The 23,002-nt window shown below is 61.9% G+C and carries 21 protein-coding genes; 7 read left to right on the top strand and 14 right to left on the bottom strand.

The features are described 5' to 3' along the window. Nucleotides 1-102 precede the first annotated feature (102 nt). The 5 genes from NKH90_RS09715 to NKH90_RS09695 all read right to left on the bottom strand — a co-directional run bounded on the left by NKH90_RS09715 (nucleotide 103) and on the right by NKH90_RS09695 (nucleotide 8,324). Entirely contained in the window at nucleotides 103-1,458 is a 1,356-nt protein-coding gene (locus NKH90_RS09715) for an LLM class flavin-dependent oxidoreductase (protein ID WP_352455214.1), read from the bottom strand. 133 nt (nucleotides 1,459-1,591) lie between these two features. Further along, nucleotides 1,592-3,085 carry an aldehyde dehydrogenase family protein gene (locus tag NKH90_RS09710; RefSeq protein WP_352819138.1) on the bottom strand — a complete coding sequence of 498 codons (1,494 nt, stop codon included), beginning with the start codon at nucleotides 3,083-3,085 and terminating at the stop codon, nucleotides 1,592-1,594. A gap of 70 nt (nucleotides 3,086-3,155) precedes the next feature. Continuing rightward, the gene (locus NKH90_RS09705; RefSeq protein WP_352819136.1) at nucleotides 3,156-6,296 is read right to left on the bottom strand and encodes an efflux RND transporter permease subunit; all 3,141 of its coding nucleotides are present in this window, start codon (nucleotides 6,294-6,296) and stop codon (nucleotides 3,156-3,158) included. Between the two features lie 208 nt (nucleotides 6,297-6,504). Further along, the gene (locus NKH90_RS09700) at nucleotides 6,505-7,653 is read right to left on the bottom strand and encodes an efflux RND transporter periplasmic adaptor subunit (protein WP_352819134.1); all 1,149 of its coding nucleotides are present in this window, start codon (nucleotides 7,651-7,653) and stop codon (nucleotides 6,505-6,507) included. Between the two features lie 62 nt (nucleotides 7,654-7,715). After that, on the bottom strand, nucleotides 7,716-8,324 hold the full coding sequence (locus tag NKH90_RS09695) for a TetR/AcrR family transcriptional regulator (protein ID WP_352612708.1): 609 nt from the start codon (nucleotides 8,322-8,324) through the stop codon (nucleotides 7,716-7,718). Between the two features lie 404 nt (nucleotides 8,325-8,728). Between NKH90_RS09695 and NKH90_RS09690 the strand changes: the two genes are divergently transcribed. Beyond that, nucleotides 8,729-9,283 carry a tetratricopeptide repeat protein gene (locus NKH90_RS09690; protein WP_352819132.1) on the top strand — a complete coding sequence of 185 codons (555 nt, stop codon included), beginning with the start codon at nucleotides 8,729-8,731 and terminating at the stop codon, nucleotides 9,281-9,283. 192 nt (nucleotides 9,284-9,475) lie between these two features. On the opposite strand, the gene NKH90_RS09685 is transcribed toward NKH90_RS09690, so the two are convergent. From NKH90_RS09685 to NKH90_RS09675, 3 genes are all read right to left on the bottom strand, one after another. Next, nucleotides 9,476-11,116: an acyl-CoA synthetase gene (locus NKH90_RS09685; protein ID WP_352819130.1), complete on the bottom strand. Its 1,641-nt coding sequence runs from the start codon at nucleotides 11,114-11,116 to the stop codon at nucleotides 9,476-9,478. A 90-nt stretch (nucleotides 11,117-11,206) separates the two neighbouring features. Further along, a complete protein-coding gene (locus NKH90_RS09680; protein WP_352472289.1) occupies nucleotides 11,207-11,521 on the bottom strand; it encodes a type II toxin-antitoxin system RelE/ParE family toxin in 315 nt (104 codons plus the stop codon). A 17-nt stretch (nucleotides 11,522-11,538) separates the two neighbouring features. After that, the gene (locus NKH90_RS09675; protein WP_352819128.1) at nucleotides 11,539-11,784 is read right to left on the bottom strand and encodes a type II toxin-antitoxin system ParD family antitoxin; all 246 of its coding nucleotides are present in this window, start codon (nucleotides 11,782-11,784) and stop codon (nucleotides 11,539-11,541) included. Nucleotides 11,785-11,930: 146 nt separating this feature from the next. On the opposite strand from NKH90_RS09675, the gene NKH90_RS09670 reads away from it, so the two are divergent. The 4 genes from NKH90_RS09670 (at nucleotide 11,931) to NKH90_RS09655 (ending at nucleotide 15,636) form a co-directional block, all read left to right on the top strand. Next, nucleotides 11,931-12,896, top strand: coding sequence for a sugar-binding transcriptional regulator (locus tag NKH90_RS09670; protein ID WP_352819126.1), 966 nt, complete (start codon nucleotides 11,931-11,933; stop codon nucleotides 12,894-12,896). An 81-nt stretch (nucleotides 12,897-12,977) separates the two neighbouring features. Continuing rightward, nucleotides 12,978-15,032, top strand: coding sequence for a bifunctional aldolase/short-chain dehydrogenase (locus NKH90_RS09665; RefSeq protein WP_352819124.1), 2,055 nt, complete (start codon nucleotides 12,978-12,980; stop codon nucleotides 15,030-15,032). A gap of 72 nt (nucleotides 15,033-15,104) precedes the next feature. Further along, on the top strand, nucleotides 15,105-15,362 hold the full coding sequence (locus NKH90_RS09660; RefSeq protein ID WP_352472285.1) for a type II toxin-antitoxin system RelB/DinJ family antitoxin: 258 nt from the start codon (nucleotides 15,105-15,107) through the stop codon (nucleotides 15,360-15,362). Nucleotide 15,363: 1 nt separating this feature from the next. Beyond that, nucleotides 15,364-15,636: a type II toxin-antitoxin system YafQ family toxin gene (locus NKH90_RS09655; protein ID WP_352502059.1), complete on the top strand. Its 273-nt coding sequence runs from the start codon at nucleotides 15,364-15,366 to the stop codon at nucleotides 15,634-15,636. Nucleotides 15,637-15,654: 18 nt separating this feature from the next. On the opposite strand, the gene NKH90_RS09650 is transcribed toward NKH90_RS09655, so the two are convergent. From NKH90_RS09650 to NKH90_RS09625, 6 genes are all read right to left on the bottom strand, one after another. Beyond that, nucleotides 15,655-16,104, bottom strand: coding sequence for a GNAT family N-acetyltransferase (locus NKH90_RS09650; RefSeq protein ID WP_352472283.1), 450 nt, complete (start codon nucleotides 16,102-16,104; stop codon nucleotides 15,655-15,657). Next, on the bottom strand, nucleotides 16,101-16,376 hold the full coding sequence (locus tag NKH90_RS09645; RefSeq protein WP_352819122.1) for a DUF4440 domain-containing protein: 276 nt from the start codon (nucleotides 16,374-16,376) through the stop codon (nucleotides 16,101-16,103). Before NKH90_RS09645 ends, NKH90_RS09650 begins: the two co-directional genes overlap by 4 nt. Before the next feature lie 10 nt (nucleotides 16,377-16,386). Continuing rightward, the gene (locus NKH90_RS09640; RefSeq protein ID WP_352819120.1) at nucleotides 16,387-16,533 is read right to left on the bottom strand and encodes a hypothetical protein; all 147 of its coding nucleotides are present in this window, start codon (nucleotides 16,531-16,533) and stop codon (nucleotides 16,387-16,389) included. 240 nt (nucleotides 16,534-16,773) lie between these two features. Further along, nucleotides 16,774-17,829, bottom strand: coding sequence for a substrate-binding domain-containing protein (locus NKH90_RS09635; RefSeq protein WP_352472282.1), 1,056 nt, complete (start codon nucleotides 17,827-17,829; stop codon nucleotides 16,774-16,776). A gap of 46 nt (nucleotides 17,830-17,875) precedes the next feature. Further along, nucleotides 17,876-18,871 carry an ABC transporter permease gene (locus NKH90_RS09630; protein WP_023676003.1) on the bottom strand — a complete coding sequence of 332 codons (996 nt, stop codon included), beginning with the start codon at nucleotides 18,869-18,871 and terminating at the stop codon, nucleotides 17,876-17,878. 83 nt (nucleotides 18,872-18,954) lie between these two features. Continuing rightward, nucleotides 18,955-20,466: a sugar ABC transporter ATP-binding protein gene (locus tag NKH90_RS09625; RefSeq protein WP_352819119.1), complete on the bottom strand. Its 1,512-nt coding sequence runs from the start codon at nucleotides 20,464-20,466 to the stop codon at nucleotides 18,955-18,957. Between the two features lie 135 nt (nucleotides 20,467-20,601). Between NKH90_RS09625 and mtnK the strand changes: the two genes are divergently transcribed. Continuing rightward, nucleotides 20,602-21,873, top strand: a complete 1,272-nt coding sequence (gene mtnK, locus NKH90_RS09620; RefSeq protein WP_352819118.1) for an S-methyl-5-thioribose kinase — start codon at nucleotides 20,602-20,604, stop codon at nucleotides 21,871-21,873. Beyond that, complete coding sequence (gene mtnA / locus NKH90_RS09615; RefSeq protein ID WP_352612266.1) at nucleotides 21,870-22,964, top strand: S-methyl-5-thioribose-1-phosphate isomerase; 1,095 nt, start codon at nucleotides 21,870-21,872, stop codon at nucleotides 22,962-22,964. Before mtnK ends, mtnA begins: the two co-directional genes overlap by 4 nt. Nucleotides 22,965-23,002: the final 38 nt, after the last annotated feature.

The following is a 23,002-nucleotide window of genomic DNA, read 5'->3' as shown; positions in this document are numbered from 1 at the left end:
CCTCGCGATGATTTCGGGCTGCCAGCCCGCTGCTGACCCTATGGACATTCGGGCCGAACGAAAAGAACGGATGCTTGCCACGGTCTAAAATCATTACCGGTTCTAGCCAGCTTTGCGGATCGCTGCCGTCTCAGGTTGGAAGAACCGGTTTGGCGGCCGCTTCAGGCCAAGATTTTCGCGCAGGGTCGATCCTTCGTATTCGCTCCTGAAAATGCCGCGCCGCTGCAATTCGGGCACGATTTTCTCGACGAAATCATCCAATCCGGCGGGAAGATAGGGGAACATGACGTTGAACCCGTCCGAGCCTTCGGTGACCAGCCATTCCTCCATCTCGTCGGCGATGGTTTTCGAAGTGCCGACGAAGGCAAGACCGGAATAGCCGCCCAGCCGCTGCGCAAGCTGCCTGACGGTCAGGTTTTCCTTGCGCGCCAGTTCGATGACGCGCTCGCGGCCGCTCTTGCTGGCGTTGCTTTCCGGGATTTCGGGCAAGACTGAATCCGGATCGAACCGCGACGCGTCGTGGCCGAGCGCGATCGACAGCGAGGCGACGCCGCTCTCGTAGTAGACGAGGCTGTCGAGCTTGGCCCGCTTCGTCTGCGCCTCCTCGACGGTCTCGCCGACAATGACGAAGGCGCCGGGCAGGATCTTGATGTCGTCGCGCGACCGGCCAAGTTTTTGCGCACGTTTCTTGACGTCGGCAAAGAAGCGCTGCCCCGAGGCGAGATCGGCATGGGCGGCGAAGATCACCTCGGCCGTTTCCGCCGCGAGCTGCCGTCCGGCCTCCGACGCGCCGGCCTGCACGATGACCGGCCAGCCCTGCACCGGCCGCGCGATATTGAGCGGTCCCCGCACCGAAAGATATTCGCCCTTATGGTCGAGCACATGCAGCTTCGCCGGATCGAAATAGAGCCCGCTTTCGGCGTCGCGGATGAAGGCATCGTCGGCAAAACTGTCCCACAGGCCGGTGACGACATCGTAAAACTCCCGCGCCCGGCGATAGCGCTCGTCGTGCTCGACATGCTCGTCGAGGCCGAAATTCAGCGCGGCGTCGGGATTGGATGTGGTGACGATATTCCAGCCGGCGCGCCCGCCGCTGATATGGTCGAGAGAGGCGAAACGACGGGCGATGTGGTACGGCGCGTCGAACGTCGTCGAGGCGGTTGCGATCAGCCCGATACGATCGGTGACGGCGGCAAGCGCCGACAACAGCGTGAACGGCTCGAAGGACGTGACCGTGTGGCTGCGCCGCAGCGCCTCGATCGGCATGTTGAGCACGGCCAGGTGGTCGGCCATGAAGAAGGCGTCGAACTTTGCCGCTTCCAGCCTTTGCGCGAAGTGCTTGAGATGCGCGAAATTGAAGTTGGCGTCGGGATAGGCGCCCGGGTAGCGCCAGGCGCCGGTATGAAGGCTGACGGGCCGCATGAAAGCGCCAAGCCGCAATTGTCGATTTTCTGCCATGGAAAAACGCACCGATGACGACGAGCGTAACGCTCCAATTGCTCGAGCATGGGATGGCTTTGCGGCCATGGGAAGGAATTCTGTTTTGCAAAACCGGCGTCGGGGAGCATTTTTTGTGCGGGCGGCGGACCGATCAATCGATCTTGATGAACACGCCCTTGGTGTTAAGATATTCGGCGAGGTGCTCGGCGCCGCCCTCGCGGCCGTAGCCGCTCATCTTGTAGCCGCCGAAGGGCACGGCCGGATCGATGGCGTGATAGGTATTGACCCAGACCGAGCCGGCGCGGATCTTGCGCGACAGCTGGTGGGCGGTGGCGAGATTTTGGGTGAAGACCCCTGCAGCCAGGCCGTAAGGCGTGTTGTTGGCCCGCTCGACTGCCTCGTCCAGCGTATCGAACGGCAAGGCTGAAATCACCGGCCCGAATATCTCCTCACGGGCGATCTTCATGTCGTCCGAGACGCCGGCAAAGACGGTCGGCGCGACGAAATTGCCGGCGGCAAGCGCGCCTTCCACAAGCCGGGTGCCTCCGGTGACGAGTTTCGCCCCTTCCGCGGTGCCGGCCTCGAGGTAACCGGTGACCCGTTGCAGCTGCTTTTCGGAGACGAGCGGACCGATCTCGGTCGCCGGGTCGATGCCGTCGCCTACCCTGAGACCCTTGGCGTATGCCGCGAGCCGCTCGACGAACTCGTCATGGACGGGCCGTTCGACGAAAAGGCGCGAGCCGGCGATGCAGATCTGGCCGGAATTGGCGAACACCGACATCGCCGCCAGCGGCACCGCCTTGTCGAGATCGGCATCGGCGCAGACGATGACCGGCGACTTGCCGCCGAGCTCCAGCGAGACGCGCTTGAGGTTGCCGGCCGAGGCCCGCACGATCGACTGGCCGGTCGCCGTCGACCCGGTGAAGACGATCTTGTCGACGCCCATATGCTCGGCGAGTGCGGCACCTGCCTCGGTGCCGGTGCCGGTGACAATGTTGACGACGCCTTCCGGAACGCCGGCCTCATTCATGATGTCGGCGATCAAAAGCGGCGTCAGCGGCGCCTCTTCCGATGGTTTCAACACGATGGTGCAGCCGGTCGCCAGCGCCGGGCCGATCTTCCAGATCGACGCCGCCGTTGGCGCGTTCCAGGGAATGATGGCGCCGACGACGCCGACCGGCTCCTTGCGGGTGAAAGAGACGATTTCGCCGGGCAGCGAGTTGTCGATCGTCTCCCCGTGCAGCGCCGTCGCCATGCCGGCATAGTAGCGCAGCATGCCGATGACGCGGTTGCGATTGGCGCGGGTGCGTATGATCGGCATGCCCATGTCGGTGGTGTCGGAGCGGCTGATCTCTTCCCAGTGCTTTTCGAAGAGGTCGGCGATCCTCAGCAGCAGCACCTGGCGCTCATAAGGCTTGAACCGGCTCCACGGGCCCTCGAACGCCTTGCGCGCAGCAGTCACCGCCAAGTCGATGTCCTGGCGGTCGGCGCGCGGCACCGTGGCGATGACCGCGCCGGTGGCGGGATTGCGGCTCTCCGTGGTCCGACCGGAGCGGGCATCGACCCAGCCGCCGCCGATGAACATCCGGCGATGGCGCCCGTCGATCGGCAGCCGCAGCGGTGCCTTTGTCTGAGCCATGGTCATGACTGTCCTCCTCCGGCGCCTACGCCTGGTGGGCGGATTAAACCGCCGGAGGTCACATTTGCCAACAGCTCTATTCGGCCGCCAGGGCCAGTTGCGGCCTTTCGCTTTCTTCTGCCACCTTGGCCGCCTCTTCCGTTGCCACCACCTTCTTGGGCTCCCTGCCGAAGAACAGCGCATAGGCTGCCGGCAGGACAAGGATGGTCAGCACCGTGGCGACGAGAATGCCGCCCATCATGGCGTAGGCGAGCGGCCCCCAGAAGACGCCGCGCGAGATCGGGATCAGCGCCAGCACCGCCGTCAGCGCCGTCAGCACGATCGGCCGGAACCGGCGCACCGCCGAGCCGATGATGGCCTCGGAACGCTCCACGCCGGCGGCGATGTCCTGGTCGATCTGATCGACCAGGATGATCGAGTTGCGCATGATGATGCCGAGCAGGGCGATGACACCGAGGATGGCGACGAAGCCGAACGGCGCGCCGCTGATCAACAGTGCCGCCGCCGCGCCGATGATGCCGAGCGGACCGGTCGCCAGCACCAGCATGGCCTTGCCGAAATGCTGCAGCTGGATCATCAGCAGCACGACGATGACGGCCAGCATGATCGGCGCTTTCGCCGCAATCGAGGCCTGGCTTTCGGCCGCATCCTCGGCGCCGCCCTGTATCTCGATCTTGTAGCCGGGTGCGAGGCTGGCGCGCAGGCCCTGCATCTCGCTGTACATTTTCATGGCGACATCGTTCGGCTGCACGCCGTCCGGCAGCGTGGCGCGTACGCTGATGGTCGGCAAGCGGTCGCGCCGCCATTCGACGCCTTGCTCCAGCACCGGGACCACCTTGGCGACCTGCGACAGCGGCACGGAGCCGCCGAAATCGGTCGGGATGTAGACGGAGTCGACCGCCGACAGCAGGTGACGGCTTGCCTCCGGCTCACGGGCGACGATCGAAACCGTCTCCTCGCCGTCGCGGAAATCATCGAGCGGCGCTCCCGACATGGCCGCCTGCAGCGTCTGGCGGATGCGCTGCGAGGTGACGCCGAGCGCACGGGCGCGATCCTGGTCGATCACCAGCTTCATCATCGGCACCGGCTCCAGCCAGTCGTCGTGGATGGCGCCGAGCAGCGGATTTGCCTGGAACTTCGCCTTCACCTCGTCGGCGATGCGGCGCACCTCCTGGCGATCCGGACCCATGACGCGCATCTGCACCGGCCAGCCGGTCGGCGGACCAAGGAACAGGCGGTCGACCTTGGCGCGGATCGATGGGAAATCATTGGCCAGGATGGTGCGCAGCTTGACAATCAGCCGCTCGCGGGCCGGTTCGTCATTGGCCATCACCAGAAGCTGGGCGAAATTCGGGTTGCGAAGCTGCTGGTCGAGCGGCAGGAAGAAGCGCGGCGCGCCTTCGCCGACATAGGTGGCGATGAAGCGCTTGTCCTTGTCGTCCATCATCCTGGCTTCGAGCGCCTTGGCCTGGGTCTCGACTTCCTTGATGCTGGTGCCTTCCGGCAGCCAGAGGTCGACAAGGATTTCCGGGCGCGACGATTGCGGGAAGAAATTCTGCGGGATGAACTGGAACGCCCACAGGCTGGTGGCAAACGTCATCAGCGTCATCACCAGGACGATGATGCGGTGGCGCACCGCCCATGCAACGGTCGAGCGAAGACGGCGGTAGAAGCGCGTGTCGAAGACATCGTGATGGTTGCCGGCGTGCTTGCGCTGCTTCAGGATCATGTGGCCGAGCCACGGCGTGAAATAGACCGCCGCGAACCAGGACACGACCAGCGCGATGCCGACGACGTAAAACAGGGTGCGCACATATTCGCCGGCCGTCGAGGCCGCGAAACCGACGGGGATGAAGCCGGCCGTGGTGATCAGCGTGCCGGTCAGCATCGGGAAGGCGGTCGAGGAATAGGCGAAGCTCGCCGCCTCGACCTTGACCAAGCCTTCCTCGAGCTTTCGCTCCATCATTTCGACGACGATCATCGCGTCGTCGACCAGGAGGCCAAGAGCGATGATCAGCGCGCCGAGCGAAATGCGCTGCAGGTCGATGCCGAGCTCGTACATGATGGCGAAGGTGGCGGCCAGGACCAGCGGAATGACGATCGCGATCACCAGGCCCGAGCGCCACCCGATCGACAGGAACGATACGAAAAGCACGATCAGCAGCGCTTCGCCGAGCGCTTCCATGAACTCGCTCACAGCCTCCTTCACGACATGCGGCTGGTCGGAAATCTGATCGACCGAAACGCCATAGGGCAGCGCCTCTTCGAAGCGCTTATAGGTCGCTTCGACGTCCTTGCCGACGTCGGTGACGTTGAAGCCCTTGGCCATTACGACGCCGAGCTGGACGCTGTCGTGACCGTTGAAACGGTATTTGCGCTGGTACGGATCCTCGAGGCCGGAGGTCACGGTGGCGATGTCGCCGAGGCGCGTCACCTGGTTGCCGGCGCGCAGGCGAAGCTCGCGGATGTCGGCCGCCCTGGTGACATCGCCCTCGACCGAAATGCGCACCGAACGCTGGCCGGTGTCGACCGAACCTGCCGGGTCGACATTGTTCTGGCCTTGGATCGCATTCTGCAGGTCGGTCAACGTCAGGCCGCGTTCGGCAAGCACCTTGGATGAAACGTCGATGTAGAGCTTTTCCGGCTGGTCGCCGATGATCACGGCCTTCTCGACACCGGGCGTTGTCAGCAGCATGTCACGCGCCTGGATGGCGAATTTCTTCAGCTCGGGATAGCTGTAGCCGTCGCCGCTGATCGAATGCAGGGTGATGAACGTGTCGCCGAATTCGTCATTGAAGTAAGGCCCGAGCAGCCCCTGCGGCAGCTCATTGGCGATATCGCCGACCTTCTTGCGCACCTGATAGAAAGCATCGGCGACCTGCGCTGGATTGGTGTCGCCCTTGACCTGCAAGGTGATGATGGCGCTGCCGGCGCGGGTGTAGGAGCGGACGAAATCGAGGTGCGGCGTTTCCTGCAGCTTGCGCTCGATCTTGTTGACCACCTGGTCCTCCATCTCCTTGATCGAGGAGCCTGGCCAGATCGCCTGGACGACCATGACGCGGAAGGTGAAATCGGGGTCTTCCTTCTGGCCCATGCGCATCAGGCCGAGTGCACCGGCGACGATGATCAGCCCGAACAGGAAGCGGGCAATGCTCGGATGGCCGATTGCCCAGCGCGAAAGATTGAAAGACCGCTTTTCATTGGTGTCGATGGTCATCGGCGTCAGTCCGTTTCAATTTGATCAACAGAGCACGCGCTTTCGCATGCCCAAGGAACTTCCGATGTGGGCTTCCGGGCGGCGTGGCTTTCCGAGTTGAGAGATCTACATCGCGGTGGGACGCGAGGATCGACGTGGGGGTTACATCGACCTGAGATCTCGAAAATCGGGGGCGCCTGCCGCCCGGAAACCGTGAATTGCCTGGCCGTCAGCGCAAGCGCCTTGCAGCGTCATCGGCCGACGCCGACTGTTGCGCTGCATCACCGGTCAGCTTGACTTTCAGATTCTCGGTCATGAACTGCGTGCCGGCGGCGACGACGACGTCGCCCGGCTTCAGCCCATCGGCGACGCTGACGCCGTCGGGGGTGAAGGCGGCGACCTTGACCGGATGCGCATGGACGGTCCCGCCGTTGCGGTCGACTGTCCAGACGATCGATTGGCTGTCCTTCTGCGCCAACGCGGCCAGCGGGATCGACACCAGCTGCTGCCGGTTGTCCACCGCGGCTTCGATGGAGGCGGTCATGCCTAGCAGCACGCGAGGATCGTTGGGCAGGCTGACGCGAACGGCAAAGGTGCGCGACTGCGGATCGGCGCTGCCGGCGACTTCGCGGACCTTGCCGTCGAGCGTCAGCGCCTCATCGGACCAGAAGCCAGCCTTGACGGTCTTGCCCGGCTTGAATTCGGCAATATCGGTTTCCGGAACAGCGATCAGGACTTCCTTCTCGCCGTCGATGGCAACGGTCACCACCGGCGTGCCGGAGCCGACAACCTGGCCGACATCGGCGGCAACTGATGTGACGATGCCGTTCTTGTCCGCCTTGAGATCGGTATAGCGGACCTGGTTCTGTGCCTGGGCAAGCTGCGAGCGGGCGGAGTCTCGCGTGGCGACCGCCTGATTATAGGCGAGCGTCGCCTGCTCGAGCTGCGACTTCGGGGCGAAATTCTTGGCGTAGAGCTGTTCGGCCCGCTTGCGCGTAAGCTCGACTGTCTCGACCTGACGGTCGGCAGCATCGAGGCTGGCCTGAGAGCTTCTCACCGAGAGCTCGTAGTCGGTGGGATCGATGCGGGCGAGAACGTCACCCGGCTTGACGCGGTCACCGATGTCGACAAGGCGCTCGGTGATCTTGCCGTTGATGCGAAAGCCGAGATTCATCTCGGTGCGGGCACGCACCGATCCGGAATAGGAAAGCTGACGGGTATCGCTCGCCTTGGCGATCTCGACCACCTTGACCGGGCGGATGATCTCGGTGACCTCGGCTTTCTCCTGCGAGCAGCCGGCGAGGCCGAGAGCGGCAACGACAATCAGTGCCAGGCCGGCGGCCGGTCGCCTGTAGGTGATGGACTTGGACAAAGACACTTTTCGCACTCCCGAATTGTGGAGATGAATTGCCGACATCACCGCCCGACGGGCGGCAATGGTCATTTCTTCAAGGCTCTGATGGCAAACTCGGTAAGCTCGTCCGGCGTCGCCCGGTTCTTCTTGGCGAGGCACTGGGCCATCATCTGTGGATGAGAGAGGCTGATAATGGCAGCACCGAAACACCGGGAAGCGACTACCGGATCCTGATCGACGAACTCGCCGGTGGCGATGCCCTCGCGGATCACGTCAGCGACCAGGTCGTGGATGCGGTCGATGTGCTTTTCGATGACATGCCAGTCGCGCTCGATGGCGACGATGACCATCTCGTGCACCTTCTCCTGGTCGATCATGGTATCCAGCGTCCACTGATAGTGCGTATGCACGTAGCGGCGGAGCTTTTCGCTGGCGGTGCCGGAACCATGGCAGGCTTCGTAGCTCAACCGGTAGCAGGTCTCGAGCATACGGCCGCAAACCGCCTGATGGATTTCCACCTTGGAGGCGAAGAAGCGGTAGATGTTGGCAGTCGACATGCCGAGTTCGCGCGCAATGTCGGCGACGTTGGTCTTGCCGTAGCCGTAGTGGCGGAACAATCGCTCCGCGCAATCCAGGATGCGCGTGACATTTTCCTGGCGGGCGGAATCGGCGGTGGTGTCTAGGGTTTCAAGCATCTCGTTGGCCAAATTTACGACTGACGAATTTAGAATTTCGTCACTCGTAAATTGAAAACCATCACCTGTCAAGCCGCGATTTTGGCTATTAGTGACAGATGGTGACATCGTCCGAGGGGAGTCCGCTTGTGAAGGCGTGGCCTGAGAGTGGTTCTCGAGCCATCTGCTAAGCCCCCCGGAGCGCCTACAGCCTCGCATGTTCTTTGGGCCCGCAAAGACGCTGTGGTACTTTGATTTCCGTATGGTGTTTTCCGAAATCGGTTCTGATTTCGACTTAATGGGCGCATACTGAATTCAAGCGCAACGTCGGTTCAGAAGCCCCCACTGGTAGATGTACCGGCCCAATTGATATTGATGAAGTCACGATACCCGGATCGCAGACGACCAAAGTGAGAGAGAACCGTATGTCTGACGAGGATATTCATTTGTTGCAGGCTAAGCAGGCACTCGGGAGAGGTGATATGGGGACAGCGATATCGATACTCTTAGATGCCATGAAGTATGACGTTAAGAAAGCAGCCGCCGCGTATTCACTGGGCATAGTTTATGATATGCGCGGCACCTGTCAGAACATAGACTTAGCTATGAAGTATTATTCGATATCAGAATACCTTGGCAGCGATCTCGCGACATACAGAATTGGTGGCATCCAACATAGAACCGGAAAAGCAGCTGAAGCATTGGAAACTTTTAAGAAAATTTCGGACAGGAGCCCGTCGGCGGCGTACTGGTGTTATAGACTGACAAAAGAGATGAACCCATCCAATCCGGAGGTGGACGTATTTCTATACAAAGCTGCGTCATTGGGGCATGTTCTTGCGAAAAGGGACATTTTATTGGAGGGATTGAAGGGAAAAAATGGGCTAAAACGCATTTTTGCGTCTGCCTTTAGCATCGTAGGATTGTTTCTTGAAGTTAAATCTGCAGTCGCAAAGAAAGATGAGATGTTGTACCAATAAGCTTTAGACATTTCCTATCAGTTCTCGTTGCGAATAACTTCATTTCGAGCGGCTGTACTTCTCTGGAGCAAGTTTACCGATTAATATTTGAGCAGCCCTTACAACTCTCCAAAGAGTCAATCCGCGCTCAAGGCGGCACATGATCGCGCGAACCGAACGGCAGCAGGGTTCGCAGGCGATGGTCTGAACTACCTAAGGCTGCTTTGCCATCTCCCGCAGCCGGAACTTCTGGATCTTGCCCGTCGAAGTCTTCGGGATTTCCGCGAAGATCACCGCTTTCGGCACCTTGAAGCGGGCGAGTAGCGCGCGGCAGTGCTCGATTACCTCCGCCTCGGTCGCCGCCTTGCCCGGCTTCAGCTCGACATAGGCGACCGGCACCTCGCCCCATTTGTCGTCGGATCGGGCGACAACGCCGCAGGAGCCGACTGCGGGATGCTTGTACAGCGCCTCCTCGACCTCGATCGAGGAGATGTTTTCGCCGCCGGAGATGATGATGTCCTTGGAACGGTCCTTGAGCTGGATGTACCCGTCCGGGTGCATGACGCCGAGGTCGCCCGAATGGAACCAGCCGCCGGCAAAGGCCTCGTCGCTCGCCTTGCGGTTCTTGAGATAGCCTTTCATGACGATGTTGCCGCGGAACATCACCTCGCCGATCGTCTCGCCGTTGGCCGGCGTCTCTTGCATCGTCTGCGGGTCCATCACCGTCAGGCCTTCGAGCGCGGCATAGCGTACGCCTTGCCTGGCCTTCTTCGCCGCCCTCGCCCCTTTCTCCAGCCGGTCCCACTCGCCGTGCCATTCGTTGACGACGGCCGGGCCATAGGTTTCGGTCAGGCCGTAGAGATGGGTGACGGCAAAGCCCGCATCGGCCATGCCCGACAGCACCGCCTCAGGCGGCGGCGCCGCGGCGGTGTTGAAGGTGACGGTCTGCGGGAACTGCCGCTTGTCCTCGTCCCTGGCGTTGATCAGCACCGACATGACGATGGGTGCACCGCAGAGATGGGTGACGCCGTGATCAGCGATGGCGTCGTAGATCGGCTTCGGCCGCACCCAGCGCAGGCAGACATGGGTGCCAGCCTGCACGGCAAGCGTCCAGGGAAAGCACCAGCCGTTGCAGTGGAACATCGGCAACGTCCACAGATAGACCGGGTGCTTGCCCATGCCGGCATGGATGGTGTTGGCATAGGCCATCAGTGCCGCGCCGCGATGGTGGCAGACGACGCCCTTCGGATTGCCTGTGGTGCCGGAGGTGTAGTTGAGCGATATGGCGTCCCATTCGTCGTCCGGCATCGACCAGGCGAAATCCTCGTCACCGTCGGCGACAAACGCCCCGTAGTCGAGCGTGCCGATCCGCTCGCCCTTGGCATAGGGCGCATCGGCGGCATAGTCGGGATCGTCGTAATCGATCAGCAGCGGCCTGACCTTGGCCAGCGTCAGCGCTTGCCGAACCACGCCGGCGAATTCGCGGTCGACGATCAGCACCTTGCTTTCGGCATGATCGAGTTGGAAGGCAATGACGGCGGCGTCGAGGCGGGTGTTGAGCGAATGGAGCACCGCCCTGGTCATCGGCACGCCGAAATGCGCCTCTAGCATCGGCGGTGTGTTGGACAGCATGACGGTGACGGTGTCGCCCTTGCCGATACCGCGCTTCGCCAGCGCCGAGGCAAGCCTCAGCGAGCGCTTCCAGAAAGCGCGATAGGTCGTGCGCTGGCGGCCATGGATGATGGCGGTCTGGTCGGGAAAGGTTTTTGCCGCCCGCTCAAAATAGGTGAGCGGCGTCAGCGGCTGGTGGTTGGCCGGATTCCTGTCGAGATCCTGTTCGTAGGGATTGCCCATCCCGTCCTCCGCAATGTCTGGTCGAGCCTTCTTACCACCAGATCCTGAGCGCGTACTGGATTCGTGCACCGCCATCAGACCCTTCGCCCATTACTTGGGACGCCCCTCCCCGCCCTCACCCTCCGGCCACAAAGCGTCGATGTCCCGATGCCCTTCCACGATATTCGCCACTTCGAAAAAGTCGCCATTATAGCGGAAGAAAATCACGTATCCCCTGAAAGCGAAACTTCGGACGTCCGGCCGGAGTTCGGGACGAGCACGACCAATCGTCGCCGGCAAGCTCGCCAGATCACGGCATTTCTGGCGCAGAGCATCCACAAAACGCCCGCCAATAAACAGGCTGCCGCTTTCACGAGTGAGGTATTCAAGGATATTGACCAAATCTGCTTGTGCCGACGGCAGCATGCGCAGCCGTGGCACTCCTAAAAGCCTTCCCTTGCGAGTTGCTTGGCCTTGGCTTCCAAGGCGGCGTCAATATCCTGCTCGGTGGCTTCGCCGCCTTCAGCAAACGACTTGTCCACCATGGCACAGAGCGCCTTCAGCTTTTCCTCGCGCTCTTCGACAAGGCGCAGGCCCTCGCGCACGACTTCGCTGGCAGAACCGTAGCGGCCGCGCTTGACGATGTTGGAAACAAAGGTTTCCCAACGCTCTCCCAGTGATACGTTCATTGTCGGACCTCCTGATCGGTTTATTGTACCGAGATAACAATAAATGCGCAATTACTGACATCCGGAATGCCAGGTGTCGGATCAGGTGCGCAGCCTAAGGTTTGACTTTTGTCGAGAGCCGTGAATAATGTCAGCGAGGAGATGGCATGGCGATCCGACCGGCAGAACAGCTTATCCACAAGGCCGCCTGGCTTTACTATGCACACGGCCTGCGCCAGGACCAGGTGGCCAGCCAGCTCAAGATTTCCCGTGCCTCGGTGGCGATGTATCTGCGCAAGGCGCGCGAGACCGGCATCGTCAACATCTCGACCTCGACCCAGCTTTTCACCGACGACGTGCTGGCGCGCAAGCTCGAAGACGCACTGCAACTCGACGCCGTCTGGATAGCACCGGAAAACGGCTATGTCGCCGACCCCTCGACCGACATCGCGGTGCTGGCGGCGAGCGTCTTTCTCGAGCTGGTCAGGAAGGGCGACCGCATCGGCGTCGCCTGGGGGCGGACCATCTACACCATCGCCGACATCATGTCCTATGCCGATCTGCAGGACGTCACCGTGGTGCAGCTCTGCGGCAATCTGGGCGCCCCCTATTCGTACCGGCCGGACCAATGCACGATGGAAATCGCGCGCCGGCTCAACGCCAAGGGGCTGAATTTCTACGCGCCGCTGGTTCTGACGACGGAAGAACTGGCACGCGGCCTGCGCGCCGAGCCGGTGATCCGCGAGCAATTGTCGGGCATCGGTGAGTGCGACCTGGCGCTGTATTCGGTCGGCTCGGTGGACACCGACAGCCATCTGGTCAAATGCGGCGCGCTGACCGAGAGCGAAATGGCTGCATTGCGCAAGGCGGGTGCGGCCGGCGTCATTGCCGGGCAGATCATCGACGCCCGAGGCCAGGCGCTCGACTGCAGCTACAACCGCCGGCTGATTTCGGCAGAGCTGTCATCGCTGCACAGCATCGAAAAGCGCCTTGTGGTGGTGCAGGAGGACAGCAAGTTCGAACCGCTCGTCGCGGCGATCGCCGGCGGGCTCTGCACCCATCTGGTCGTAGGCGCGCGCATGGCGCGACGGCTGCTCGACCATGCCGGAGCAGCAGCAAAAGAGGTCGCCTGATACCTAGAGCCGCCGACGCATTGTCATCAAGGCGTCGCGGTATTCCTGTTCACAACAAAAGAGAAATCGGACGAAGCTGACATGAAGAACCTGTGGAATGACGGCGAGGCGGAGAAGCTGGTCGCCGACTATGCAAAGAAGGGTGTGGCCCGCGACCTGGCGCTGCGCGTCTATACGACCAGGCTGCTGGGCGGCGAGCCGCGGCTCGTCCTCCATGGCGGCGGCAATACATCGTGCAAGACCAAGGCCACCGACCTTGTCGGCGACGAATGGGACGTGCTCTGCGTCAAGGGCAGCGGCTGGGACATGGGCGTCATCGAGCCGCAGGGCCTGCCGGCGGTCAAGCTCGGCGCGCTGTTGAAGGCGCGGTCGCTCAAGAAGCTCTCCGACGAGGACATGGTCGCGCTGCAGCGGGCGAACCTCATCGACCCGTCCTCGCCCAACCCTTCGGTCGAGACGCTGCTGCACGCCTTCCTGCCGCACAAATTCGTCGACCACACGCATTCGACGGCGATCCTGGCCATCGTCGACCAGGAGGACAGCGAGGCGCTGAGCCGGAAGGTGTTCGGCGAGAAAATGGGATTCGTGCCTTACATCATGCCGGGCTTCGATCTGGCCAAGGCGGCCGCCGATGTATTCGACGCCGATCCGACGGTCGAAGGTCTGATCCTAGACAAGCACGGCATCTTCACCTTCGGCGACGATGCCAGGCAGGCCTATGACCGGATGATCCATTATGTGAACGTCGCCGAGGATTTCATCGCCGGGAACGGCAAGCCGCGCACCGAAAAGGTGGCACTGCCGGCCAGGCTGGCGAAGCCCGCGGAGATTGCGCCGATGCTGCGCGGCGCAGTGGCGGTGGCACGCGGCGAAGGCCGCTTCGACCGCATGATCAGCGATTTCCGCACCTCGGATGCGATCGTCGATTTCATCAATTCGGCAAAAATTGCCGACTATGCCGGACGCGGCGTGTCGACACCCGACCTGTCGATCCGCATCAAGACCGGACCGATGGCACTGCCGGCGCCCGACGCGGACAAGGTCGGCGACTACAAATCCGTCATCCGCCAGCATGTCGAGAAATTCGCCAAGGACTATCGCGCCTATTTCGAAACCAATGATGCGCTCGACGACGTGAAGCGCACCATGCTCGACCCGATGCCGCGGCTGACGCTGGTGCCCGGCCTCGGCATGTTCGGCCACGGTCGCACGCTCAAGGATGCGAAGATCGCCTCCGACGTCGGCGAAATGTGGATCGAGGCGGTACGCGGCGCCGAAGCCGTCGGCGATTTCCGCCCGCTCTCCAAAGCCGACCTGTTCCCGCTCGAATACTGGTCGCTGGAACAGGCCAAGCTCGCCGCCAACAAGCCGAAGCCGCTGACCGGCCAGGTGATGCTGGTCACCGGCGGCGCCGGCGCGATCGGTGCTGCCACCGCAAAGCTGTTCGCCGACAACGGTGCCCATGCCGTCGTCGTCGATCTCGATGCGTCAAGGGCTGCCGAGGCGGCAAAAAAAGCCGGCAACGGTTCGATCGGCATTGGCGCCGACATCACCGAACCGGTGCAGATGCGCGCCGCCTTCGACAAAGCGGTCGAGGTCTACGGCGGCCTCGACATTCTTGTCTCCAATGCCGGTGCTGCCTGGGAGGGCCGGATCGGCGAGCTCGACGACGCCACCTTGCGCAAGAGTTTCGAACTCAATTTCTTCGCCCACCAGTCGGCGGCGCAGAATGCCGTGCGCATCATGCTGGAACAGGGCGCCGGCGGCGTGCTGTTGTTCAATACCTCCAAGCAGGCGGTCAATCCGGGGCCGAAATTCGGCGCCTATGGCATTCCCAAGGCGGCAACGCTGTTTTTGTCCAGGCAATATGCCCTCGACTACGGCGCGCATGGCATCCGCTCCAATGCCGTCAACGCCGACCGCATCCGTTCGGGGCTGTTGACCGACGCCATGATCGCCAGCCGCTCGGGCGCGCGCGGCGTGTCGGAGAAGGAGTACATGTCGGGCAACCTGCTCGGGCAGGAAGTGACGGCAGAAGACGTCGCCCAGGCCTTCCTGCATCAGGCGCTGGCCGAGCGGACCACCGCCGATGTGACGACGGTCGATGGCGGCAACATCGCGGCGGCGTTGAGGTAGGCGCGATCGGGGATCACACTTGCGTAATTGGTATTTTGTAGCTACATTGTGGCTCTCTTAAGGAGTCACAACATGGCAACGGATACCGTGGTCCGCGCTCGGATCGATACGGCGACAAAGGATCAGGCAACGGAGGCCTTGGCGGCAATGGGATTGTCCGTTTCCGACGCCATTCGCCTGCTGCTGGTCCGCGTCGCCGCCGACAAGGAATTTCCCTTCCCGGTGAAAGTGCCGAACGCAACGACTCGAAAGGCCATGACCGAATTGGAACGTGGCAAGGGCAAGCCTTTCGCCTCGGCCGATGAGTTGTTCAAGGATTTGGGAATGTGACGTGCTGACGCCCGTTCGCTCTGGGCAATTCCGTCGCGACGTGAAACGTGCGGAGAAGCGGGGCAAAGATCTTGGCAAGTTGCGCGAACTGCTAGGCCTCCTGCTCGCCGGAGATGAGCTACCGGCGAGCTATAAGGACCACTCGCTGAAAGGCGATTGGAAAGGCTTTCGTGACGCTCACATAGAACCGGACTGGCTCTTGATCTACCGAGTTGCCGGCGATGAACTCCAGCTAGCTCGCACCGGCTCCCATTCCGATCTGTTCAACGAATAGCCGAAGCTGTCGCGAAACTTAGGAATTCTGCGACTGGAAAGGGAACGAGAAGCGATACACGTTGCTCTCCCGCCGCTCGAAACCAAGTTTCTGATATAAGGCGTTGGCAGCCTTTCGCGACGGGCGGGAAGTTAAGTCCACTGTTCTTGCGCCAGCCTCTTGTGCCTGCCTCAGCGCTTCTCGTGTCAGGGCTTCCGCGAAGCCCTGACCTCGATGGCCAGCGTCAACAACGACATCTTCAATTATAGCCCTGATCCCCGTAGGGATTTCGAAGAGCACGAGCGTCAACATGCCAACGTAGGCACCCTCTTCCGAACGGGCTACGAGAAGAATAGTAGCAGGCGATTTTACGACCCTAGTGATGCTGTCGAATGTTGGGGTGGCTGCCGTCGTTGATAGTTGAGACACCAATTGGGAGATCGCTTCCGTCACGGTCGGAGTTGCCTCTGTCAAAACCTCAATCTTCACAAGCTACCTCTCCGAGGTTCGCAAATATCCGAAACTGACGACACATACGGAACAATCGTTCCTTGATGGAAGAGCATCTGCCATCGCCCATCAAAAAGCTTCCAGATCGAACTCCGAAGAGTCCTCCTCTCAGGCGTCCCCCCATCTGATCGGCGGATACTACGATATAGAACCAAGACAGTATCCGCCGCGATGGGCTTGACGGCGAAATCACGGATTTCAGGTAGAGTGGCTCTGCCCGAGTGCGTTTCTTGGAACAGAGAATCAATCACTACAGCTTTGTCATAAACCCGCCAGAACTGCCAAAATCCAAGAAATTTCCGCCAAAAATGGGGAGACGGCGTCCCGGGAAGAACGAACCTCTGGCCAGTGCAATTGCTGTTCGATCTGCTTAAAGACTTCAACATCAATCTCATTCGCTGACATCATCAGCCTTTCGCAAAACTCCCGATAGACCGATACTTTCGCGCATGATTTTTGCAACGTTGCAAAATCGGAACTGGCGACAATTAAATCCGGCAAACCCGCGGTGAAAACATCTTCGGCAAGACAAGAAGAGCCGCCTGCAACACCCTGCAGCAGGCGGCTCTTGGTTCCGAGTATGCGTCTAGTTCCACATGTCCGCCAAAGGCTTATAGCCTTGTCCGCTCTTTCCTTTTGCTTGAAACGCTACTTCGCGTTCGGGTTCGGCATCCAGGTCGGCATCGCGACATCGGCATGGGCGAATTGCGGCAGCTTGGCCGAGAGGTCCTCCATGTTCTTGATGTCCTTGTCGAGCAGATCCTTCTGGGTGATCAGCGTCGGCGGCACGATGACGTTGTGGCCGGGATCCTCGCCGGCCAAGAGCTGCGCCAGCGCACGCACCGAGACCTGGCCGACGACGGCCGGGTTGGTGGCGGCGGTTGCCGCCCAGGCGCTGTCCGGCTCGCGCATCGCGGCGATATCCGAGGTCGAGATGTCGGCCGAATAGATCTTGATGTCCTTGTTCAGCCCGGCCTCGTCGACCGCGATCTTCACGCCCTTGGCGAATTCGTCGTAGGGCGCGAACATCACCTTGATGTCGGGATGGGCCGATAGCACCGAACGGGCCTGGTTGGCGACCGAATTGGCGATCGGATTGTCGAGCGTGCCGAACATGGCGGCTTCGTTGATGCCCGAATATTTCTTCTTGAATTCGACCCAGGTCTCGTTGCGGCGGTCGAGCGGCGCGATGCCGGCGACATAGACATAGCCGGCCTTCCAGCTCTCGCCATTGTCCTTGACCGCCTGTTCGAGCGCCAGGCGCGCGAGGTCGCGGTCGGACTGTTCGATCTGCGGGATCTTGGGGTTTTCGACATTGACGTCGAAGGCGACGACCTTGATGCCGGCGTCGACCGCACGCTGGGCGGCGTCCTTCATCGATTCCGTCAGTCCGTGCTGGATGATGATGCCCTGGACGCCGAGCGCGATAGCCTGGTCGACCATGTCCGCCTGAAGCGCCGCGTCCTGGCGGCTATCGAGCACGCGCAGGTCGACACCGAGCGCCTTGGCCTGCGCCTCGACGCCGGAAAGATAGGCCTGGAAGAAGTCGCCGGTCGAGAGATAGCGGACCAGCGCTATCTTGACGGCACCCGGCTTGTCGAACGGCGCCGGCCTGTCCTGCGCTATTGCCGGCATCTGCATCAGCAATGTTGCGCCGGCAAGCCCGAGCGCTGCCTTCCCCAAAAGCCTTCTTGTGATGTTCACGTCGTTTCCTCCACTTGTTGAACCCAAAATATGACCCGGTCGAACCCTATCTCCTGCCCCTGCCGGAAAGGGCGAAGGTAAAGACAAGGGCGACCACGAGCACCACGCCCTTGACGAAATCCTGCGTGTAGTAAGGCGCGTTCATCATCGTCAGGCCTTGCAGCAGCACGCCGACAAACACCGCGCCGACAGCCGTGCCGAAGGCGTTCGGCTTGGCGGCGCCGAGAACCGCGTAACCGATGAGTGCCGCAGCCACCGCGTCGAGCAACAGATTATTACCCGAGGCGATGTCGCCGCGTCCAAGCCGGGCAGCGAGCAAAATGCCGCCGATCGAGGCAAAAACTCCCGAAATAACGTAGGCCCAGATTTTGTATGCCTTGACAGGCGCGCCGGCGAGTTCTGCGGCGCGTTCGTTGCTGCCGACCGCATACATCATGCGCCCGAAACGCGTGTATTCGAGAAAAAACCAGATCAGCACCGCCAGCACGAGCAGAACGACGACCGACACCGGAATGAGGTTCGGGATGAAGAAATCGAAGCGATGGCGGCCAAGCGCCAGGAACGCGGCGCCGAAGCTGCCGTTGGCGACCGAGCCGTCGGGCATGGTCATGCCGGTGGCGATCGAACGGCCTTCGGTCGGGATGCGCTGCAGGCCGACAAGCAGGAACATCATGCCGAGCGTCGCCAAAAGGTCCGGAACCCGCATATAGACGATCAGCCAGCCATTGATCAGGCCGACGACGGCGCCGATCACAAGACAGACGACGACCGCCACGACGGCGTTCTGCCCCAGCACCACCATGACATAGGCAGCCGCCATCATGGCGCTGGTGGCGACAGAGCCGATCGACAGGTCGAAGCCGCCGACGACCAGCGTGGCGGTGACACCGAGCGCCAGAACGCCGGTGATGGCGACCGACTGGAAGATGAAGACAGCACTTTGCGGCGAGACGAAACCATCGGCAGCGACGGCGAAATAGGCGATCAGCCCGAACAACAGAACGATGAAGCCGTAGCGAATAGCATTGTCGCGCAGGATCATTCAGCGCTCCCGCACGCCGGCACCGTCTTTATCCAACCCGAATTCATGCCCTCTCCATTCCAATTCTCATCGTCATCCCGCCGTCAGGCTGCGCTGTGAAGCGGCCCGCCCGCCACTTCGGCCAGCAGACGCTCGAGATCGACATCGGTATTGCGGTGCTCGCCGACGATCGTCTGCTCCGACATCACCAGGATGCGATCGGCCGTCTCCAGGGCTTCGTCGAGTTCGGTGACGAACAGCAGCGTCGCGCGGCCGTGGGCGCTGGCCCGCAGCTTGGCGGCGATGTCGCGCCTAGCCGAAATGTCGACGCCCTGAAAGGGCTCGTCGAGGATGAAAAGCCTTGCCGCCTGCGACATCCAGCGGGCGACCATCACCTTTTGCTGATTGCCGCCGGAAAGCGACGCCATCTCGTCCCTCTCCGAGCGGCAGACGATGCCGAGCTCCTGGATCTGCTGGCGGGCAATGGCGCGTTCGATACGGCGTTTGAGAACACCGAGACGCGACATGCGGCTGTGGAACGGCAGGCTGATATTCTCCTGGATGTTGAAGTCGCCGACGATGCCGTTTTCGCCTCGGTCCTTGGCGACGAGAAACACACCGGCGGCAATCGCTTCGCCGGTCGATGCCGGAGCATAAGGTTTCCCGTTCAGCACCATGGTCCCGGCCAGCGGCTGGCGCAGGCCGAACAGCGTCTCGGCGAGCACGGTCTTGCCGACACCGACAAGGCCGGTGATGGCAACGACCTCGCCATCGCCGAGGGTCAGCGAGATCGGCCTGGCGCCTTCAGCAATCCGCAGCGCGTCGGCAGTGAAAATTGCTTTGGCCGAATTCCTGGCGACGATCCGCTCGAGCTGGATCTTGCGGCCGAGCATGGCGTTGACCGCACCTTCGTAATCCAGCGGCTTCTTGTCGAAGATACCTGAGATAACCCCATCGCGCATCGAAATGATGCGATCGGCAAGCCGTCTGATATCCGACATACGGTGCGAGATGTAGAGGATGGCCACGCCTTGCTGGCGAAGCCGGTCGAGCAGCGCGAACAGCCGGTCGGCTTCGGCGCTGGACAGCGAGGAGGTCGGCTCGTCGAGGATCAGCACTTTCGGCCGGTGCGCCATGGCGCGGGCGATCGCCACCATCTGGCGGTCGGCCAGAGAGAGATCGCTGATCCGGGCCTTGAGGTCGATGGCCAGTCCCATGCGGTGGGCCACCGCCTTTGCCACGCGACGCACCCGGCCTGGATTGAACAGGGTCGGCACGCCGCTGCCGCTCAACCTGTCGAGGGTAAGGTTGGTGGCGACGTCGAGGTCGGCGACGACACCGTCATTGATGTTCTGGTGGACGGTAACGACGCCGGCGCGGATCGCCTCCGCCGGCGTTTTCGGGTCGAACACGTGACCGGCAAGCGACATCGTGCCGCCGCCATGGTCGTAGACACCACTGATGATCTTGACGAGGGTGGATTTGCCGGCGCCGTTGGCGCCCATCAGCACGGTCACTTCGCCGGCACGCAATTCGAGCGAGACGCCGCCAAGCACCTCGATATGGCCAAAGGATTTCCTCAGGCCGTCGACGCGGAACACGGCATCATTGCCCATTCGTTCCTCCCTGAACATGACGCTATGGGCTATATCGGCAATTGTCAACACGATTGACAATTGCCAGCAGGCTTCCTAGCTTGGCCCGACCGCGTTGGCTCCGCTATCATCGGAGCACATGAGCGGGAGGTGAGGATGACTGGGAAATCGCCGTTCGAAGCACTGTCGGTCGAGACACTGGCGGGCCGTCTCGGTGCCAACGAGGCCCTGTGTTCGCAGATCGGCAAGGATACGAGCCAGTGGAAGGTTCGTGAAGTCGGCGACGGCAATCTGAACCTGGTGTTCATCGTCGAGGGTGCTGAGGGTGCGGCCGTCGTCAAGCAGGCCCTGCCCTACGTCCGGCTGGTCGGCGACAGCTGGCCGCTGCCGCTAAAACGCTCCTTCTTCGAATACCATGCGCTGACGCGGCAACAGGCGCGTGCGCCGGGTTCGGTGCCCGATATCTATCACTTCGACGAAGGCCAGGCGCTGATCATCATGGAGTATCTGTCGCCGCACATTATCCTGCGGCGGGCGCTGATCGAAGGCCGGCAATTGCCCAACATCGCGACAGACATCGGCTTGTTCATGGCCCGCACGTTGTTTCGCGGCTCCGACCTGCATATGGCGACCAAGGACCGCAAGGCCGATCTGGCGCTGTTCGCCGACAATGTCGAACTCTGCGACATCACCGAGAACCTGGTTTTCTCGGATCCGTATTTCGATGCCAAGATGAACCGGCACACCAGCCCGCAGCTCGACGGCATTGTCGCCGAGCTGCGCGCCGACCGCAACCTCAAGGTCGAGGCGCAGCGCATGAAGCACATCTTCGCTGCCAATGCCGAGACGCTGCTGCATGGCGACCTGCATTCCGGCTCGATCATGGTCACCGACACCGAAACGAGGATGATCGACCCCGAATTCGCCTTCTACGGGCCGATCGCCTTCGACGTCGGCATGCTGCTCGCCAATTTCTGGATGGCGTTCTTCTCGCAGCGCGGCCATGAACAGGACGGAAGCCGCGACGCCATGCGTGACTATCTGATCGGCGTTACGGTCGAGACATGGTCGGTGTTTCGCGCCGAGTTCTCGCATCTGTGGCGAACCGAGCGTACCGGCATGCTCTACCAGAAGAGCCTGTTCGAAGATCAGGGCGACAGGCTTGGCGCCGAGCAGGCGCTAGACCACATGCTGCATTCGATCTGGACCGATCTGCTCGGCTTTGCCGGCGTCGAGGTTCACCGGCGAATTCTCGGCCTTGCCCACAATGCCGATTTCGAGACCATTGCCGATCCGGATCTGCGCGCCAGATGTGAGGCAAAGGCGCTGAAATTCGGCCGTCACCTCGCCGTCAACCGGCGCCAGATCCACAGCATCGACGAGGTCAACCGGTTGGCCGCGCTGATCGAACGGGAGAGCAGGATTTGAACGTCGGCGACCGCCACTACCGCACCATCTGGCCGAGTGACGACGGGCGTTCGGTGGAGATCATCGACCAGCGCTGGCTGCCGCATGATTTCCGTATCGAAAAGATCGATACCGTCGCCGGCATCGCCACGGCAATCCGCGACATGTGGGTTCGCGGGGCGCCGCTGATCGGCGTCACCGCGGCCTATGGCGTCGCCATGCAGATGGCCGACGATCCGTCGGATGCAGCACTCGACGCCGTCTGGGCAACCTTGCACGAAACGCGCCCGACGGCGATCAATTTGCGCTGGGCGCTGAACGAAATGCAGCGCTTCCTGCTGACGCTTCCCCTGGCAGAACGTGCCGCGGCTGCCTATCGGCGTGCCGGCGAGATCGCCGACGAGGATGTCGGCCTCAACCGCGCCATCGGCGCCCATGGGCTCGAAATCATCAAGGCGATCGCGGCGCGCAAGCAGCCGGGCGAACCAGTCAATATCCTGACCCACTGCAATGCCGGCTGGCTGGCCACCGTCGACTACGGCACCGCCACCGCGCCGATCTATCTTGCGACGGAAGCCGGTATTCCAGTCCATGTCTATGTCGACGAAACGCGACCCCGCAACCAGGGTGCCCAATTGACCGCCTGGGAGATGGCCGGCCACGGCGTGCCGCATACGCTCATTGTCGACAACGCCGGCGGCCATCTGATGCAGCGCGGCCAGATCGACATGGTCGTCGTCGGCACCGACAGGACCACCGCCGACGGCGATGTGTGCAACAAGATCGGCACCTATCTCAAGGCGCTCGCCGCCGCCGACAACGACGTGCCGTTCTATGTCGCGCTGCCGTCGCCGACGATCGACTGGACCGTGGGCGACGGGCTGGCCGACATCCCGATCGAACAGCGCTCGCCCGACGAGGTCTCACTGGTCTGGGGCAAGACCGCTTCCGGCGAGATCGCCCAGGTCCGCGTATCCCCGGAAGGCACGCCGGCGGCCAATCCGGCCTTCGACGTGACGCCGGCGCGGCTGGTCACCGGCTTGATCACCGAACGCGGTGTCGCTACGGCCTCGCGCGAAGGCCTGAGGGTGATGTTTCCCGAGCGCGGATGATCGGCTTTTCCGGGAGGGCGCTCCGGATTTGCCTGATC

It is taken from the genome of Mesorhizobium sp. M0898 (genome assembly GCF_040319695.1).
Taxonomy (GTDB): Bacteria; Pseudomonadota; Alphaproteobacteria; order Rhizobiales; family Rhizobiaceae; genus Mesorhizobium.
Note: the sequence above shows the minus strand (reverse complement) of the source record. Positions and strands in the feature narration are given on the sequence as shown.

Bases quoted from the DNA above. Each gene is read 5' to 3' on its own strand.
- NKH90_RS09715 (WP_352455214.1), bottom strand. From the start codon at position 1,458: ATGGCAGAAAATCGACAATTGCGGCTTGGCGCTTTCATGCGGCCCGTC.
- NKH90_RS09710 (WP_352819138.1), bottom strand. From the start codon at position 3,085: ATGACCATGGCTCAGACAAAGGCACCGCTGCGGCTGCCGATCGACGGG.
- NKH90_RS09705 (WP_352819136.1), bottom strand. From the start codon at position 6,296: ATGACCATCGACACCAATGAAAAGCGGTCTTTCAATCTTTCGCGCTGG.
- NKH90_RS09695 (WP_352612708.1), bottom strand. From the start codon at position 8,324: ATGCTTGAAACCCTAGACACCACCGCCGATTCCGCCCGCCAGGAAAAT.
- NKH90_RS09690 (WP_352819132.1), top strand. From the start codon at position 8,729: ATGTCTGACGAGGATATTCATTTGTTGCAGGCTAAGCAGGCACTCGGG.
- NKH90_RS09685 (WP_352819130.1), bottom strand. From the start codon at position 11,116: ATGGGCAATCCCTACGAACAGGATCTCGACAGGAATCCGGCCAACCAC.
- NKH90_RS09680 (WP_352472289.1), bottom strand. From the start codon at position 11,521: ATGCTGCCGTCGGCACAAGCAGATTTGGTCAATATCCTTGAATACCTC.
- NKH90_RS09675 (WP_352819128.1), bottom strand. From the start codon at position 11,784: ATGAACGTATCACTGGGAGAGCGTTGGGAAACCTTTGTTTCCAACATC.
- NKH90_RS09670 (WP_352819126.1), top strand. From the start codon at position 11,931: ATGGCGATCCGACCGGCAGAACAGCTTATCCACAAGGCCGCCTGGCTT.
- NKH90_RS09665 (WP_352819124.1), top strand. From the start codon at position 12,978: ATGAAGAACCTGTGGAATGACGGCGAGGCGGAGAAGCTGGTCGCCGAC.
- NKH90_RS09660 (WP_352472285.1), top strand. From the start codon at position 15,105: ATGGCAACGGATACCGTGGTCCGCGCTCGGATCGATACGGCGACAAAG.
- NKH90_RS09640 (WP_352819120.1), bottom strand. From the start codon at position 16,533: ATGATGTCAGCGAATGAGATTGATGTTGAAGTCTTTAAGCAGATCGAA.
- NKH90_RS09630 (WP_023676003.1), bottom strand. From the start codon at position 18,871: ATGATCCTGCGCGACAATGCTATTCGCTACGGCTTCATCGTTCTGTTG.
- NKH90_RS09625 (WP_352819119.1), bottom strand. From the start codon at position 20,466: ATGGGCAATGATGCCGTGTTCCGCGTCGACGGCCTGAGGAAATCCTTT.
- mtnK (WP_352819118.1), top strand. From the start codon at position 20,602: ATGACTGGGAAATCGCCGTTCGAAGCACTGTCGGTCGAGACACTGGCG.